The sequence below is a fragment of the Cellulomonas sp. URHB0016 genome, assembly GCF_054057935.1.
Genome location: NZ_JBSRZU010000001.1, coordinates 823,064 through 838,838, shown reverse-complemented (window position 1 = coordinate 838,838; position 15,775 = coordinate 823,064). Strand labels below are relative to the sequence as shown.

The 15,775-nt window shown below is 72.8% G+C and carries 15 protein-coding genes; 10 read left to right on the top strand and 5 right to left on the bottom strand.

The window, feature by feature from the left end:
* The first annotated feature begins 264 nt into the window (after window positions 1–264).
* From ACVW07_RS04005 to holA, 3 genes are all read left to right on the top strand, one after another.
* Window positions 265–1,188 carry a helix-hairpin-helix domain-containing protein gene (locus tag ACVW07_RS04005; protein WP_456817988.1) on the top strand — a complete coding sequence of 308 codons (924 nt, stop codon included), beginning with the start codon at window positions 265–267 and terminating at the stop codon, window positions 1,186–1,188.
* Window positions 1,185–2,789 (top strand): ComEC/Rec2 family competence protein, encoded by a 1,605-nt coding sequence (locus ACVW07_RS04000; protein ID WP_456817987.1) that lies wholly within the window; start codon window positions 1,185–1,187, stop codon window positions 2,787–2,789. Before ACVW07_RS04005 ends, ACVW07_RS04000 begins: the two co-directional genes overlap by 4 nt.
* Window positions 2,790–2,850: 61 nt before the next feature.
* Window positions 2,851–3,870 carry a DNA polymerase III subunit delta gene (gene holA, locus ACVW07_RS03995; RefSeq protein ID WP_456817986.1) on the top strand — a complete coding sequence of 340 codons (1,020 nt, stop codon included), beginning with the start codon at window positions 2,851–2,853 and terminating at the stop codon, window positions 3,868–3,870.
* Window position 3,871: 1 nt separating this feature from the next.
* Here holA and ACVW07_RS03990 read toward each other — a convergent pair whose 3' ends face one another.
* Together ACVW07_RS03990 and ACVW07_RS03985 are read right to left on the bottom strand one after the other, a co-directional pair.
* Complete coding sequence (locus tag ACVW07_RS03990) at window positions 3,872–4,495, bottom strand: EAL domain-containing protein (protein WP_456817985.1); 624 nt, start codon at window positions 4,493–4,495, stop codon at window positions 3,872–3,874.
* Window positions 4,496–4,593: 98 nt separating this feature from the next.
* Window positions 4,594–5,319 carry an EAL domain-containing protein gene (locus ACVW07_RS03985; RefSeq protein WP_456817984.1) on the bottom strand — a complete coding sequence of 242 codons (726 nt, stop codon included), beginning with the start codon at window positions 5,317–5,319 and terminating at the stop codon, window positions 4,594–4,596.
* A gap of 210 nt (window positions 5,320–5,529) precedes the next feature.
* On the opposite strand from ACVW07_RS03985, the gene ACVW07_RS03980 reads away from it, so the two are divergent.
* Window positions 5,530–5,670: a hypothetical protein gene (locus ACVW07_RS03980; protein WP_456817983.1), complete on the top strand. Its 141-nt coding sequence runs from the start codon at window positions 5,530–5,532 to the stop codon at window positions 5,668–5,670.
* Between the two features lie 159 nt (window positions 5,671–5,829).
* The gene (locus tag ACVW07_RS03975; protein WP_456817982.1) at window positions 5,830–7,155 is read left to right on the top strand and encodes a helix-turn-helix domain-containing protein; all 1,326 of its coding nucleotides are present in this window, start codon (window positions 5,830–5,832) and stop codon (window positions 7,153–7,155) included.
* Window positions 7,156–7,263: 108 nt separating this feature from the next.
* Here the strand turns inward: ACVW07_RS03975 and rpsT are convergent, their stop codons facing one another.
* Together rpsT and ACVW07_RS03965 are read right to left on the bottom strand one after the other, a co-directional pair.
* Window positions 7,264–7,524, bottom strand: coding sequence for a 30S ribosomal protein S20 (gene rpsT, locus ACVW07_RS03970; protein WP_456817981.1), 261 nt, complete (start codon window positions 7,522–7,524; stop codon window positions 7,264–7,266).
* 284 nt (window positions 7,525–7,808) lie between these two features.
* Window positions 7,809–8,354, bottom strand: a complete 546-nt coding sequence (locus tag ACVW07_RS03965; RefSeq protein WP_456817980.1) for a type II toxin-antitoxin system PemK/MazF family toxin — start codon at window positions 8,352–8,354, stop codon at window positions 7,809–7,811.
* An 80-nt stretch (window positions 8,355–8,434) separates the two neighbouring features.
* On the opposite strand from ACVW07_RS03965, the gene ACVW07_RS03960 reads away from it, so the two are divergent.
* The 3 genes from ACVW07_RS03960 to ACVW07_RS03950 are packed head-to-tail and all read left to right on the top strand — an operon-like array spanning window position 8,435 to window position 11,791.
* Window positions 8,435–10,018, top strand: coding sequence for a circularly permuted type 2 ATP-grasp protein (locus ACVW07_RS03960; protein ID WP_456817979.1), 1,584 nt, complete (start codon window positions 8,435–8,437; stop codon window positions 10,016–10,018).
* Window positions 10,012–10,941 (top strand): alpha-E domain-containing protein, encoded by a 930-nt coding sequence (locus ACVW07_RS03955; protein ID WP_456817978.1) that lies wholly within the window; start codon window positions 10,012–10,014, stop codon window positions 10,939–10,941. The genes ACVW07_RS03960 and ACVW07_RS03955 overlap by 7 nt, the downstream gene beginning before the upstream one ends.
* Before the next feature lie 10 nt (window positions 10,942–10,951).
* Entirely contained in the window at window positions 10,952–11,791 is an 840-nt protein-coding gene (locus ACVW07_RS03950; protein ID WP_456817977.1) for a transglutaminase family protein, read from the top strand.
* A 13-nt stretch (window positions 11,792–11,804) separates the two neighbouring features.
* Here ACVW07_RS03950 and ACVW07_RS03945 read toward each other — a convergent pair whose 3' ends face one another.
* Window positions 11,805–12,539 (bottom strand): maleylpyruvate isomerase family mycothiol-dependent enzyme, encoded by a 735-nt coding sequence (locus ACVW07_RS03945; protein WP_456817976.1) that lies wholly within the window; start codon window positions 12,537–12,539, stop codon window positions 11,805–11,807.
* A 109-nt stretch (window positions 12,540–12,648) separates the two neighbouring features.
* On the opposite strand from ACVW07_RS03945, the gene lepA reads away from it, so the two are divergent.
* Both lepA and hemW read left to right on the top strand, forming a co-directional pair.
* Window positions 12,649–14,529 (top strand): translation elongation factor 4, encoded by a 1,881-nt coding sequence (gene lepA / locus ACVW07_RS03940; RefSeq protein WP_456817975.1) that lies wholly within the window; start codon window positions 12,649–12,651, stop codon window positions 14,527–14,529.
* Window positions 14,526–15,764, top strand: a complete 1,239-nt coding sequence (gene hemW, locus ACVW07_RS03935) for a radical SAM family heme chaperone HemW (RefSeq protein WP_456817974.1) — start codon at window positions 14,526–14,528, stop codon at window positions 15,762–15,764. Before lepA ends, hemW begins: the two co-directional genes overlap by 4 nt.
* Window positions 15,765–15,775: the final 11 nt, after the last annotated feature.

Here is a 15,775-nt window from a genome sequence, read left to right as displayed (position 1 = left end):
CGGCCGGGTCCGAGCCGTCCACAGCGACGCTCCGTCGGAGCACCGTTCACCCCGGTGGTGCTCCGAGGGCCGTCGGCCGTGGCGGGCACCTAGCGTCACGGCGTGGCCAGACGCGACCGGACGCCGTCCGACACCCTCCGACGCCTCGGCATGCTCAGCGCCGCAGGCCCTGCTTCGGCTCGGGTCGGGTGGACGCCCCTGCCGGAAAGGTCTCCCCGGACCGCCTCGGACCCGCGGCCGAGCCACCGTCCCGACAGCGAGCCGTTGCAGGAGGCCGCCCTGGACGGGATCACGGCAGAGGGCCCGACCGCCGTGACCAAGGCGTCCGACCCGCTTCCACCGGCGACGCCAGGACCGCTCGCAACCGCAGGCCCCGACCGGGACCCGACACCGGCGTTCGACCAGCCCGTCGTCGAGGGTGGGCGGACCACCCGTACCGAGCGGGCGTGGGGGACGGCGCGTGCCGGGTACTCCCGCTCCCACGGCCACCCGCTCGACCGGACACCGCATGTGGTCCGTCGCCGTGTCCGGTGGGCCGTGCCGTGGCGGCTGGCGGGCGCGGCCGGAATCGTCCTGCTGGTCGTGGCGGGCGCGGTGGCCCTGCGAGCGGCGACGGTGGCGCCGGGGGCACCGGTCGCACTGCCGACGCCGGCTCCTGACGGCAGGTCTGCCGTCCGGGTGGACCCGCAGGCAGCGGGAGCCTCCGTCGGGCCGGTGCCCGGTCCGACGGACGGGTCGGGGGCGTCGGTCGTGCCCTCCGCCCAGGTCGTGGTCCATGTCGCGGGTGCGGTCATGAGCCCGGGTGTCGTCCGCCTGCCGGTGGGCTCCCGTGTGGTGGACGCGCTCGCCTCGGCGGGAGGCGCCACGGCGGACGCCGACCTCACCTCACTCAACCTCGCGCGCGTCCTTGTGGACGGCGAGCAGGTCCTGGTCCTGCGGCCGGGCGAGAGCGGCCCGGTCTCGGCACCATCGGCCCCGGGCGCCCCGGGCGCCCCGGCGGGTCTGGTGGACGTCAACACCGCCGACGCTGCCGCCCTCGACGACCTGCCCGGCATCGGTCCCGTGCTCGCCCAGCGGATCGTCGAGCACCGCGACGAGCGGCCGTTCGCGACGGTCGACGAGCTCGGCGACGTCCCGGGCATCGGTCCCACGCTGCTCGAACGCCTCCGCGCCCTGGTGTCGACATGACCAGGACCGCTGACCGCACCTCGAGCGTGCCGACGGTGACCGTCGACCTCCGGCTCGTACCCGCGGCCCTCGGCGTGTGGATCGGGTCGTTCGCGGTCACCCGGATGCCTGCCCGGGTGTCGTGGACACTGGCTGCCGTGCTCGTGCTGGCCGCTCTGGTCGCGGCCCGGGCGGCCGCTGGACGGTGTCCGGGCCACGGGACACGTGGCCCCACGGGCAGCCGTCGTTCGAGGGCTGCCACGTACCCAGCTGCCGATTCGCTCGCGGCGACCGCCGCGCTGGTGGCCGTCGCCGTCGCGGCGCTCCTCGCCGCCGGCGCCGCACAGGTCGGCTGTCGCTCGGCCGGTCTGCTGCCCGACCTGGCCGCCGCGGGTACCGGCGCGGTGGTCGTCGGGGTCGTCGACGGCGACCCGCGGGTGGTCCCGCCGGCGTGGCCGGGCGCGCCGATGCGGGTCCGGGTGACGCTGTCCGCGCGGCACGTCGAGGGTGCCGGCCGCACCGGCGCGGCGGCAGGCCCGGTCGTCGTCCTCGGCCCGCCGTCCTGGTCGGCCGTGCCGTTCGGCGCTCGTGTCGAGGTCCACGGGAAGCTCGCTCCGGCGACGGGCGGGCGGGACGAGGCGCTCGTGCTGACCACGGAGGACCCCGTCGTCGTGGCATCGGCGGCCCCGTGGCACGCCATCGCTGCTCCGGTGCGGGCGCACGTCGTCGACCTCGCGTCGGGGCTGCCGGGCGACGCCGGATCACTCCTGCCCGGTGTGACGGTCGGCGACACCACGCACGTCCCCGAGGACCTGGTCGCTGCGATGCGCTCCGCGGGGCTCACCCACGTCACGGCGGTCTCCGGGGCGCACTTCTCGCTCGTGGCGGCTCTCGTGCTCTCGGGGGGTGCGGCGCTGGGGATCCCCCGGCGAGCGCGGGCCGTGTCGGTCGTCGCGTCGACGCTCGCTCTCGTGGTGCTGGTCCACCCGGCCGCGAGCGTGCTCAGAGCCGCGCTCATGGGGTCGGTCGGGGCGCTCGGGCTGGTGGTCGGGCGCCCGTCCCGGGCCCCGGCTGCGCTGGCGCTCACCGTCATCCTGCTGCTCGTCGTGGACCCGTGGCTGGGAGCGGACCTCGGCTTCGCCCTCTCGGTCGTCGCGACCGCCGGCCTCGTCCTCGTCGGCGGACCGCTCGCGGAACGATGGTCGGGGCGCGTCGGCCGGCCTCTGGCCACGGCGCTCGCGATGCCCGTCGCCGCGCAGGCCGTCTGTGCGCCGCTCGTCCTGCTCGCGACACCGACCGTCGCACCGCTCGCCGTCCCGGCCAACCTGCTCGTGGCGCCGGCCGTCGGGCCCGCGACCGTCCTGGGACTGGCGGCCGGCGTCATGGACCAGGTGTGGCCGGCGGGTGCGCAGGTGCTCGCGTGGTGCGCCGGGGCGGCATGCTGGTGGATCGGCGAGGTCGCGCGGCTCGCCGCAGGTGCGCCCCTCGCCCAGCTCTCGTGGGCGGGCGGCCCGATCGGCATCGCGCTGCTCGCGACGAGCGGGCTCTGCGTCGTCCGGCTCCTGCTCCGTGCGCCCGCCACGGTCCGCGGTGCCCGCCGAGCGCTGCCCGACGACGGTTGAGCGGTGGCGTGCCGGACTGTGCCGGACGGGTGGTGTCGGTGACGTCTGGCAGGCTGGGAGTGTGCCACCAGCCGCTCGCCGAGCCTCGTCCCGTGCCGCACGCCCGTCGGGCGGGCTCTCGTGGGAGGAGGTCGCCCTCGCTCCTGTCGTCCTGGTCAGCGGGTCGGAGGGTCTGCTCGCGGACAGGGCGGTCGATCGGCTCGTCGGGTTGGCGCGTGCGGCGGACCCGGCCGTCGAGGTCACCCGTCTGGACGCGGCCGAGTACAGCACCGGGATGCTCGGGGTCGTCACCAGCCCTTCGTTGTTCGCCGAGGACCGTGTGGTCGTCGTCGACGGCCTGGAGCGCGCCGGCGACGACCTGCTCGCCGACGCACTCTCGTACCTCGACGCGCCGCCGTCGGACGTCGTCCTGGTGCTGCGCCACGGCGGTGGTCAGCGCGGCAAGAAGCTCCTCGACGCGGTCCGGGCGTCCGGCGCCCCCGTCGTCGCCTGCGACGTCGTGAAGTCCGACGCCGACAAGTCCGCGTTCGTGCTGGCCGAGTTCCGACGCGCAGGCCGTCGGGCCGACGCCCAGGCCGTCCGGGCGCTCGTCGACGCGGTGGGCAGCGACCTGCGTGAGCTGGCGTCGGCGTGCTCCCAGCTCGTCGCCGACACGTCCGGGCTCGTGGGTCCCGACGTCGTCGAGCGGTACTACGGGGGACGCATCGAGGCGAGCGGCTTCCGCGTCGCTGATGCGGCGGTGGCCGGGCAGTCCGGCCAGGCCGTGGCACTGCTACGGCACGCCCTCGCGACCGGCGTGGATCCTGTCCCGATCGTCGCGGCGCTGGCACTGAAGCTGCGCACCTTGGCGAAGGTTGCCGCGGTCCGCGGCCGAGGCGCCGGGGCCCTGCGCGACCTGGGTCTGGCCCCATGGCAGACCGACAGGGCCGTGGCCGACCTCCGGCGGTGGACGCCCGAGGGGCTCGCGAGCGCCTTCGCAGCCGTCGCCCAGGCGGACGCCGAGGTCAAGGGGGAGGGCCGCGACCCTCAGTTCGCCGTGGAGCGGGCGGTGCTGCGCGTCGCCGCGGCGGCAGGACGCTGAGTCACAGGGGGAGTGTGACTGCAGGCCCGAGGATGTCACCCTGGAACAGGTCGAAGCCGAGGCTTGTGCACGCCGTGAGTCGTTCCGCGGTGGACACCCGCTCGGCGACGAGACGGCCGCCGCGGCTGCGCGCGAGGTCCACGAGCGCGTTCCCCTGGCTCTCGACGGCCCGGCAGTCGAGCTTCACGTAGTCGGCGTAGGGCAGCATCCGCTGCTGCCCGGCGGTCGCCTCGAAGTCGTCGATCGCGATGAGGTGGCCGACGGCGCGCAGGGCTGCCAGGCCTGCCAGCACGTCGTCGTCGACCACGACCGACTCCACGACCTCGAGCACGAGCCGGTCGTGGGCAGCCGGCAGCGGTCGGTCCTGCACGAGGAAGGAGCGGGTGACGTTGACGAACGCCCGGGCCTCGCCGGGCGGCTCACCGGCGTCGTACAGCGTCTCGAGCACCGACGCCGTGGCGAGGTCCTGGTCGGAGGCCGACCACAGGTCCACGTGTGCCGGACGCCCCTGCCGGGAGCGGTACAGGTACTCGTAGCCGTGCAGCTGGCTGGCCGTGGTCCAGATCGGCTGACGGGCGACCGGCAACCGTGCGGGCGTCCGCGGACCGGCAAGTGAGGCAGTCACATCGGATGAGAGGCGCGGAGAGACAGATCATGACGCGACTTCGTCGAAATTGGTTGCCCGATGCGACGAACCGAGGGAGGAGGCCGTGGATCGGCAGGTCAGAGGCTCACGCGGCGGGCGCCGGCGCGATCCAGAACGCCGGCACGCTCGAGCAGGTTCCCCTGGAACAGGGTGAAACCGAGGCTCCGGGCGTGGCGCAGCGTCTCCGGGTTCTCGACGTACTCGGCCACGAGCAGCGCTCCGTACGACCGTGCCAGGTCGACGACAGGGTGCCCCTCGACGTCGAGGTCGCGGACGTCGATCTTCACGAAGTCCGCGTGCGGGAGGAGCCGGCGCTGGTCGGCCGTGCTCACGAACGACGGCACCGCGATCCGGAAGCCCTCCTCACGCAGCCGTCGGACACCGGCGAGAACCGCGGTGTCGACGCACATGTCCGTGACCTCGATGACGAGCCTGTCGGGCCGTCGCGGGATGGGCAGCTCCCCCACCAGGTACGCACGTGGGCACCGGACGAACAGCAGCCTGCCGTGGGCGACATGCTCCAGGTCGGCCCGTCCGAAGGTCGCGCCGAGCACGTGCGCCGTCGCGCGTTCGTGCTGGTGGGCGCTCCAGGTCCCCGCCGACACGGTCAACAGGTCCGGCGACCGGAAGGAGAGCTGGTAGGCGAAGGCGCGCCCATGGGAGGAGAAGATGCCCTGCCTCGCCACCAGGACGGGCTCGTGCGCGACGTGGCGGTCCCACTCCTGGCGGAGAGCGCTCGGGATCGCATCCTCGACGGCTGCAGCCAGTCGCGCGAGTCGCCCGTCGGCCTCGTCCGGTGTCATGGGAACTATGACACCACAACTTCGGCGTTGTGAACCGGCGGATCGCGGGTGGATTTCGAGCGATTCGCGCAGGATGATCTCGACAACCCTGCAGAGGTGTCACCATCTCCTCTAGCGGGTGACGGCGCTCGATTCCAGAGACAACCTGGCAGTGCGGGCGTCATCATGTACATGACCTTCAACGTGCCCAGCATGACAGGAGCCTCGCCCATGTCCCGTCCTCTCAAGAACACCGCTGCTACCTTCGCGTTCCTCATCTTCCTCGGCCTCGGCGGCGGGGCGGCGCTCGCGGACGGCGCCACCACGCAGACCGGCGGCGCATCAGGGTGCTGCCGCCAGCTCATGGAGTGACCTGACGCGGGACGGGTCGTACCCGGGGCGCGGCGACGGAGCCGGCGTCGCCCCGGGAACGATCCGTCTGCGCAGGTCAGGCGAGGCCGTCGCTGTGAGATCGGGCTCGATCGGCGCCGGTGGTGGACAGAATGGTCGTCACACATACAATGACTTGACATGACGACCATTGCTGACCGGGTGCGCGAGGCCCGGCTCGCTGCAGGACTCTCCCAGACCGCCCTCGCGGGGTCGGCCTTCTCCCCGAGCTACATCTCTCTCATCGAGGCGGGGCACCGGGAGCCGACCGACGCCGCACTGGCGGTGCTGGCGGGCCGGCTCGGTACGACGCTCGAGTACCTGCGCCACGGCGAGGACGGTCCGAACGAGGCGCGGACGCGGCTCGAGATCGACTATGCGCGTCTCGACATGTCCCAGGGTGACGCGGCAGCGGCGCTGCGTCGGCTCCAGAGCCTCGACCTCGACGTCATCACACCGGCCCTCCGCGTGGTCGCTCTGACCTCCATGGCCCGGGCGCACGAGTCCGTCGGCGAGCTGGAGGAGGCCGTCGCGATCCTCGAGCCCCTGCTGGCGGACGCCCGCGAGCGCGGCAGCCACCTCGAGTCCGCCAGTCTCGCGACGGCGCTCGTGGGCTCCTACATGGATGCCGGTGACCTCCACCGCAGCGTCGAGGTGGGGGAGCGGGTGCTGGCCGAGCTCGAGCAGGCAGAGCTGGCCGGCGTCGACGAGCACCTGCGTCTCGCGTCGACGGTGCTGTGGTCCTACGTCGAGCGCGGTGATCTTCTCTACGCGACGCACCGCGCGGCCGAGCTCATCCGGCTCGCCGAGTCGCTCGGCACGCCACGCGGTCGGGGCAGCGTCTACTGGAATGCCGCCCTGGTGGCGGAGCAACGGCGTGACTACGTGCTGGCACAGCGCTACACGGAGCGGGCACTGGCGCTCCTGGCTGAGGGGGGCGAGCCGGACCGTGACCTGCCGCGGCTCCGCCTGAACTACGCGTGGCTCCTCCTGCGGTCCGACCCGGCCGAGCCCCGTGAGGCGCTCGACCAGATCGAGCGTGCCGCGCCCGATCTGGCGCTCCTCGGGTCCGAGCTCGACCTCGCGCGGCTCGACGTCGAGCGGTCGCGTGCGCATCTCCTGCTGGGTGACCTCAGCGCGGCCGACGCGTTCGTGAGCTCCGCGCTCGAGCGGCTCGGCGAGCCGCCCCGGCTGGAGACCGCGGTCGCCCAGCTGTCGCTCGGCGACGTGCGCCAGGCGCAGGGCGACAGCGTGGGAGCGACGCGTGCCTACCAGTGGGCTGCCGACATGCTCGGCATGATGTCCGCGTCACGCCAGTCCGCGGCGGCCTGGCGTGACCTCGGCGACCGCTTCGTCCGTCAGGGCGACGCCGCTGCCGGCGCGCAGGCCTATGACAGGGCGCTGCGCGAGGCAGGCTTCCGGCCGTCGGTCCCGCTCAGCAGCTGGGAGACCTGGTCGCTGACCTGACCGGGCTGGACGACAGTGAAGGCGTCACCCCGCAGGGGGGGTGACGCCTTCACTGTCGTCTCAGGCGGGGCGTGACCCGCTGGACTGGACGTGCCCGTGGGCGGTGGCTCAGATGGCCTGGACCGACTTCGCCAGCGCCGACTTCTTGTTGGCGGCCTGGTTCGAGTGGATGACACCCTTCGAGACGGCCTTGTCGAGCTTGCGCGACGCAGTCACGAGCGCGGCCTGGGCCGCCTCCTTGTCACCACCGGCGACGGACTCGCGGACGCGACGGATGTGCGTCTTGAGCTCCGACTTGACGGCCTTGTTACGCAGGCGCGCCTTCTCGTTGGTGGTGATGCGCTTGATCTGGGACTTGATGTTGGCCACGTGTGGACTCTCTTGTGCGTTCGCCGAAGCGATCTGACAGGTCTAGAGGGCGCGCACAGCTCCGGGACTAGGGCGTGGGGATACCCGCGGAGAGGAACTGGGCTTGTGCCCGCCGACCCGGGCGGACACGCGAATCTCCATGCTACCAGCCGTCGAGGCGGCTGCGAGACCCGCACTCGGGCCCGACCTCTCACCGTCTCTCGTGCGTCTCGCCGATCTCCGCGACATCTGCGGGGCCCACGCAGGCGGGTCCACAGGTCCCGGACCTGGGCGCCGGCCGCCGCTCAACGGAGCTCGCGCGCGACCTGGTCGAACAGTGCACGGTCCAGCACCGCACCCTCTCGGCGCACCGAGCCGGGGTCGATCCGGAGCACGCGGTCGAGCCGGACCTCGCTCGGCCGGCCCTGCCGGTCCCACGCGCCCGGACCCAGGTCCAGCCACCGCCGGCCCCACCGTTGCTCGTCCGCAGCGTCACGGCTGTGGTCCTTGCTCGTGAGCATGAGGGCGAGCAGCACGCCGCGGTCCCGGCCGACGACCAGGACGGGGCGGTCCTTGCCCTGCGTCGGGTCGTCCTCGAACGGCACCCACGTCCAGACCACCTCGCCGGGGTCGGGCGCGCCGTTCGGTGACGGTGCGTACTCGGTGCGGACCGGACCGCGGTGGTCGGGCAGCGCACGAGGTGCGGGGGCGAGCGTCGGCCCCGCGTCCCGCCGGACCTTCGGGCCGGCAGCCGGTGCCGTCCGGGACGTGCGACGGCTGGGTCGGTCCGCGCCGACGAGGCGACGGACGGCGGCGGTCAGGCGGCTGGTCAGGCGGCTGGTCCTGGTCACGGCATCGACCGTACCGGGGCGCTCGGCGAGCGGTGCCCGGATGTAACGCAGCGTTGACACGCCAGGTCTAGGGTCGCGGCATGGCGGACCTGTTCGACGACTACCCGGCGGGGCCGGCCTGGGACGAGATGATCGCGCCGGGCGGCGAACCGAGAGCGGCATACCAGCGCGTGCACGAGGCGCTCGCCCAGCTGTCGGCCGGCGAGCTGCGCGCGCGTGCGGACACCCTGGCGCGCTCCTACATGGCGCAGGGCGTGACGTTCGACTTCGCGGGCGAGGAGCGGCCGTTCCCCCTGGACGTCGTGCCCCGGGTCATCGCGGGCGACGAGTGGGAGCACATGGCCCCCGGCGTCGCGCAGCGGGTCCGCGCGCTGGAGGCGTTCCTCGCCGACGTGTACGGACCCCAACGGGCCGTCGCGGACGGCGTCGTGCCGCGGTCGTTGATCGTGTCGTCGACCCACTTCCACCGCGCCGCCCGAGGGATCCAGCCGCCGAACGGCGTGCGGGTGCACGTCTCCGGCATCGACCTGGTTCGGGACGGCAACGGGGACTGGCGGGTGCTCGAGGACAACGTGCGCGTGCCGAGCGGCGTCAGCTACGTCCTGTCCAACCGTCGGGCGATGGCCCAGACGTTCCCGGAGGTGTTCGCCGCACTGCGGATCCGCCCGGTGTCCGACTACCCCCGCCGGCTGCTCGACGCGTTGACCGCCGCGGCACCGTCCGGGGTGGACGAGCCCACCGTCGTGGTCCTCACGCCCGGCGTGTTCAACTCCGCCTACTTCGAGCACTCGCTGCTGGCGCGCTCCATGGGCGTCGAGCTCGTCGAAGGGCGCGACCTGTTCTGCGCGAGCGGGCGGGTGTGGATGCGGACCACCCAGGGCCGGCGCCGCGTCGACGTGATCTACCGCCGCGTGGACGACGACTACCTCGACCCGGTCGCGTTCAAGTCCGACTCCCTGCTGGGCAGCCCCGGGCTACTGAGCTGTGCGCGCAACGGCACCGTCACCATCGCGAACGCGGTGGGGAACGGCGTCGCCGACGACAAGCTCGTCTACACCTACGTGCCGGACCTCGTGCGGTACTACCTCGGTGAGGAGCCGATCCTGCCGAACGTCGACACGTGGCGGCTCGAGGACCCCGGTGCACTCGAGGAGGTCCTGGATCGCATCGACGAGCTCGTCGTGAAGCCCGTCGACGGGTCGGGCGGCAAGGGCCTCGTCGTGGGACCGGCCGCGTCGCGCGTCGAGCTCGCCGAGCTGCGGACCCGGCTGATCGACGACCCCCGCGGGTGGATCGCGCAGCCGGTCGTCCAGCTCTCGACGGTGCCGACCCTCGTCGAGGACGGTCTGCGGCCCCGGCACACGGACCTGCGGCCGTTCGCGGTAAACGACGGCGACTCGGTGTGGGTGCTCCCCGGCGGCCTGACGCGGGTGGCGCTGCCGGAGGGGCAGCTCGTCGTGAACTCGTCGCAGGGTGGCGGGTCGAAGGACACCTGGGTGCTCGGTGGTGCAGTCCCGCGCCGTGCGACCAGGCCGTCGGACCTGCCGCACCCGGTACCGCTCGACGCAGCGGTGCCCATCGACTCCAACCCGAACGACGTCCGAGCGCAGGTCATGCAGCAGCAGCAGGCCCGTGTCCGCGAGAACGGGGGCCGCCCGTGCTGAGCCGCATCGCCGAGTCGCTGTTCTGGATCGGACGGTACGTGGAGCGGGCCGACGACACGGCGCGGCTGCTCGACGTGCACGTGCAGATCCTTCTGGAGGACCCCTGGGCGGAGGAGGACCTCGCGTGCCGGTCGCTGTTGTCCGTCATGGACCGACCGGCCCCGCCCGTGCAGATCGAGGTGGGCCGCGAGTACGTGCTCGACATGCTCGCGTACGACCGGTTCGCACCGTCGTCGATCGCGGGGTCGCTCGTGTCCGCCCGGGAGAACGCCCGCCGTGCGCGGGAGATCATCTCGACCGAGCTGTGGGAGTGCCTCAACACGACCTGGAACCAGCTGCCCTCCCACCTGCGACCGGCCCGTCCGCACGACTACTTCACCTGGGTGCGGGAGCGAGCCGCGATCGTCGCCGGGATCATGGACTCCGCCACGTCCCGCGACGACACGTGGCAGTTCATGGTGCTCGGCCGGTCCATCGAGCGCGCGGACATGACCGCCCGGCTGCTGACCACGCGCGCCCTGGCGGGTTCCGCCGGGCCGAGCTGGACCACGTTGCTGCGGTCCTGCGGCGCGCACGAGGCGTTCCTGCGGACGTACCGGGGCACCGCGTCCGACGAGCGGGCAGCCGGATTCCTGCTGCTGGACCGGTTGTTCCCGCGGTCCATCGTGTTCGCGCTCAACCAGGCCGAGACGTGCCTGTCCCTGCTGGAGCCGGTGACGGATCGGTCCTTCGTGGACGACGCGCGCCGGCACATCGGCTTCGTCCGCACCAGCCTGGAGTACCGCCCGCTGGACGAGGTGCTCGGCGACCTGCCGAAGGCGATGGAGCAGGTGCAGCGGGCGTGCTCGTCGGCGTCCAACGCGATCCGTGGTCGGTACTTCCCGTCCGGGTCGGCGACGAAATGGGTCGGGGAAGCACTGTGAGGGGATCGCTGTGAGCAGGCTGCGGGTGGTGCACACCTCGACGTTCCGGTACGCCGGGGCGGTGCTGGCGTCGTACAACGAGGCGCGGATGACCCCGTTGTCCCAGCAGGGCCAGACGGTCATGGAGTCGACGCTCGACGTGCAGCCCCACACGTGGTGGCACGAGTACCGCGACTACTGGGGCACCGTCGTGACGGCGTTCGAGGTGCTGACCCCGCACGACTCGATGGTCATCACCGCGGAGCACCTGGTGGAGGTGGCCGAGCGGGGACCGGTCCGGACGCCGGCCACATGGGACACGCTCCGGGGTGCGGAGCTGCGCGACCGGCTCGCCGAGTTCCTCTCCGACACGCCGACGACGGAGCCGCCCGACGACGTGGTCGCCCTCGCGCGTCGCGTGGCAGGCGAGCTCGACCCGGCGGACGCCGCCCTGGCCGTGTGCGCTGCGCTGCGCGACGAGATGGAGTACATCCCCGGCGTCACGACCGTCCACACGCCGGCGGCCGAGGCGTGGGGAACCCGGGCGGGCGTGTGCCAGGACATCGCGCACCTCGTCACCGGCGCGCTGCGCGCCATCGGCATCCCGGCGCGGTACGTCTCCGGGTACCTGCACCCCGACTCCGCCGCGGAGCTGGGCACCACGGTCCTCGGCGACTCGCACGCCTGGGTGGAGTGGTGGGTGGGCGAGTGGTTCGCCTACGACCCGACCAACCGGGCGATCGCCGGTGACCACCACGTGGTGCTGGCCCGGGGCCGGTCGTACGACGACGTGCCGCCGCTGCGCGGCATCTATGCGGGCGCGGGCACGCAGGACGCCGAGGTGCAGGTGAAAATCACGCGCGAGGCGTGACGAGCGTCGCCGGTCACGGGGTGAGCGGCCGTGCGAGCGCGTCGGCGAGCACCGCGCGGTCACCGGTGACCCGGGCGCCGTCGTCGTCGGGCGCGCGGCGACCCCACAGGAGGAGGGCGAGGTCCTGCGCCGTCCCGTCCACGGACACGGGGGCCGCAACCGGTCCGCGGGCCTCGGGAGCACCACCGAGGAGCCAGCTCCGGCCCGCGTCCGTGGCGTGCAGCTGGACCGGGACGGGCAAGGGCTCCATGCGGCCCATGCGCACCTGGCGCGGCGCGAGGACCGTGACGACCTCGTCGACGGTGTCGGCCCAGACCGCCGGCTCGACCGTGAGGACCAGACCGCCGGCCGTGCACAGGTCCCAGAGGTGCACGAGCGTCTCGTGGGTCTGCCGGCGGTGCCAGAAGGACGCCGGGCCGTCCCCGACGAGCGTCCACGAACGGGCGTCCGGTCCGAGCGCGGCCAGGGTGGCGCGGAGCTCGGCGGCGCACGACGCGTAGAGGTCGGTGAGGTCGAACGGGCCGCGGCCGAGCGGTGTCTCGGGCCGGCGACCGGCCTGTGCGGCGGCCCAGTGGTGGATCCGCGCGAGGTGGACGACCAGGTCCTCGACGCGCCAACGCCCGCACCACGGCACGCGGGTCGCGGGGTCGACGCCCGGGATCGTCGTCAGGAACGTGTCCTGAAGGCGGGCGAGCGTGCCGAGGAGGTCGAGATGGGCGGCGGGCGGATCGGTCCGGCTCGTCGTCATGGGACCATGATGGGATCGACCACCGGCAGCCGACAGGCTGTCCTCGGTCACCGTTCGTCGGGAAGCCGCCACGTCGTGCTCCCGACTCCGACGCCCAGGAGCAGTCCGCTTGTCCCCGATCCCGAGTGCAGCCGTCGCGTCGCGCATCCGTCCCGCTGCCACGACGCCCGAGCTGCTGCGCAACTTCTGCATCATCGCGCACATCGACCACGGCAAGTCGACGCTGGCCGACCGCATGCTGCAGCTCACCGGTGTCGTGGACGCCCGGGCCATGCGCGCGCAGTACCTCGACCGCATGGACATCGAGCGGGAGCGCGGCATCACGATCAAGTCGCAGGCGGTGCGCATGCCCTGGGGCGTGGGCGAGGAGGCCTACGCGCTGAACATGATCGACACTCCCGGGCACGTCGACTTCACCTACGAGGTGTCCCGGTCGCTCGCCGCGTGCGAGGGTGCCGTGCTTCTGGTCGACGCGGCACAGGGCATCGAGGCGCAGACGCTCGCCAACCTGTACCTGGCGCTCGAGAACGACCTCACGATCATCCCCGTGCTGAACAAGATCGACCTCCCGGCCGCACAGCCGGAGAAGTATGCCGAGGAGCTCGCCAAGCTCATCGGCGGCGACCCGGAGGACTGCCTGCGGGTGTCCGGCAAGACGGGTGAGGGCGTCGAGGCGCTGCTGGACCGGATCGTCGAGCTGGTCCCGCCGCCCACGGGCGACGCGAACGCCCCGGCCCGCGCCATGATCTTCGACTCCGTGTACGACACGTACCGCGGTGTCGTCACGTACGTCCGGGTCGTCGACGGCAACCTCAACCCGCGCGAGAAGATCGTCATGATGTCGACGCGCGCGACGCACGAGCTGCTCGAGATCGGCGTCATCTCACCGGAACCCGTGCCCACGAAGGGCCTCGGTGTGGGGGAGGTCGGCTACCTCATCACCGGCGTGAAGGACGTGCGCCAGTCGAAGGTCGGCGACACCGTCACCAACGCGAGCAAGCCGGCCGCGGCGGCGCTGGGCGGGTACTCCGACCCCAAGCCGATGGTGTTCTCGGGCCTGTACCCGATCGACGGCACCGACTACCCGATCCTGCGCGACGCCCTGGACAAGCTGAAGCTCAACGACGCCGCGCTCAACTACGAGCCCGAGACGTCGGTGGCGCTCGGCTTCGGGTTCCGGGTGGGGTTCCTCGGCCTGCTGCACCTCGAGATCATCCGCGAGCGCCTGGAGCGCGAGTTCGACCTCGCACTCATCTCGACCGCCCCGAACGTGGTCTACGAGGTCACGCTCGAGGACAAGAGCGTGGTCACCGTCACGAACCCGAGCGAGTTCCCGTCCGGGAAGATCGGCGAGGTCCGCGAGCCCGTGGTCAAGGCGACGATCCTGGCGCCGAGCGAGTTCATCGGCGCCATCATGGAGCTCTCGCAGACCAAGCGTGGCGACCTGCAGGGCATGGACTACCTGTCCGAGGACCGGGTCGAGCTGCGCTACCTGCTGCCCATGGCGGAGATCGTCTTCGACTTCTTCGACCAGCTGAAGTCCAAGACCCGCGGGTACGCGAGCCTCGACTACGAGCGCATCGGCGACCAGGTGGCCGACCTCGTCAAGGTCGACATCCTGCTGCAGGGCGAGACGGTCGACGCGTTCAGCGCGATCGTGCACAAGGACAAGGCCTACGCGTACGGCGTCATGATGACCGCCAAGCTCAAGGACCTGATTCCCCGACAGCAGTTCGAGGTGCCCATCCAGGCGGCGATCGGTGCCCGCGTGATCGCGCGCGAGACCATCCGGGCCATCCGGAAGGACGTCCTCGCCAAGTGCTACGGCGGCGACATCACCCGCAAGCGCAAGCTCCTCGAGAAGCAGAAGGAGGGCAAGAAGCGCATGAAGACGATCGGCCGGGTCGACGTTCCGCAGGAGGCCTTCATCGCCGCGCTCTCGAGCGAGCCCGCGGGATCGGCCGGCGGCAAGGACGCGAAGAAGAAGTGAGCCCGGCCCTTCCGGAGGGCGACGTCGCTCCGGACGACGGGCGCCTGCCGGCCTCGGCGGCGCACGGGGCGCACGACCGCGCGTTCGGCGTGTACCTGCACGTGCCGTTCTGCACCGTGCGGTGCGGCTACTGCGACTTCAACACCTACACCGCGACGGAGCTGGGCGGTGGCGCGAGCCAGGCCGCGTACGCCGACACGGCGCTGCGTGAGATCGAGCTCGCCGCCGGTGTGCTCGCAGACCTGCCGCGGCGGCCCGTGCGCACCGTGTTCGTCGGGGGCGGGACGCCCACGGTCCTCGCGGTCCCGGACCTCGGCCGGATGCTGGGCGGTGTGCGCGACGCCTGGGGCCTGGCCGACGACGTCGAGGTGACCACCGAGGCCAACCCGGACTCGGTGACCCCCCGGTCGCTGGCGGCGCTCGCGGACGCCGGGTTCACACGTGTCTCGTTCGGTATGCAGTCAGCGGTGCCGCACGTGCTCGCGACCCTCGACCGGACCCATGACCCACGGCGCATTCCGGACGTGGTCCGCTGGGCCCGCGACGCCGGCCTCGCCGTGTCGCTGGACCTCATCTACGGCACACCGGGGGAGTCCCTCGACGACTGGCGGACCTCCGTCGAGACCGCCCTCGCGACCGGCGTCGACCATGTGTCGGCGTACGCGCTGGTCGTGGAGGCGGGTACGCGGATGGCCGTGCAGGTCCGCCGAGGTGAGCTGGCGCTGCCCGACCAGGACGACCAGGCCGCCAAGTACGAGCTCGCGGACGAGCTGCTGGTCGCCGACGGTCTTCGCTGGTACGAGGTCAGCAACTGGGCCCGGAGCCCCGACGACGAGTGCCGGCACAACCTGGCCTACTGGCGTGGGGACGACTGGTGGGGTGTCGGGCCCGGGGCCCACAGCCACGTCGGCGGCGTGCGGTGGTGGAACGTGAAGCACCCGCGGGCGTACGCGGACCGGCTCGCGCGAGGGCTCAGCCCGGCTGCGGGCCGGGAGGTCGTGGACGGGGACTCCGCCGAGCTCGAACGCCTGATGCTGGGCGTGCGACTCGCCGAGGGGATGCCGTTGGACGAGCTGCCCGGTCCCGCGCGGACCTCGGTGGCGGGTCTGGTGGCCGACGGGCTCGTCGACGGTCCGGCCGCGCTGGGCAGCACCGCCGACGGCCGCCGGCGCGTCGTGCTCACCCGGCGCGGCCGGCTCCTGGCCGACGCCGTGGTGCGGACGCTCGCGGCCTGACCTCCGGTGCG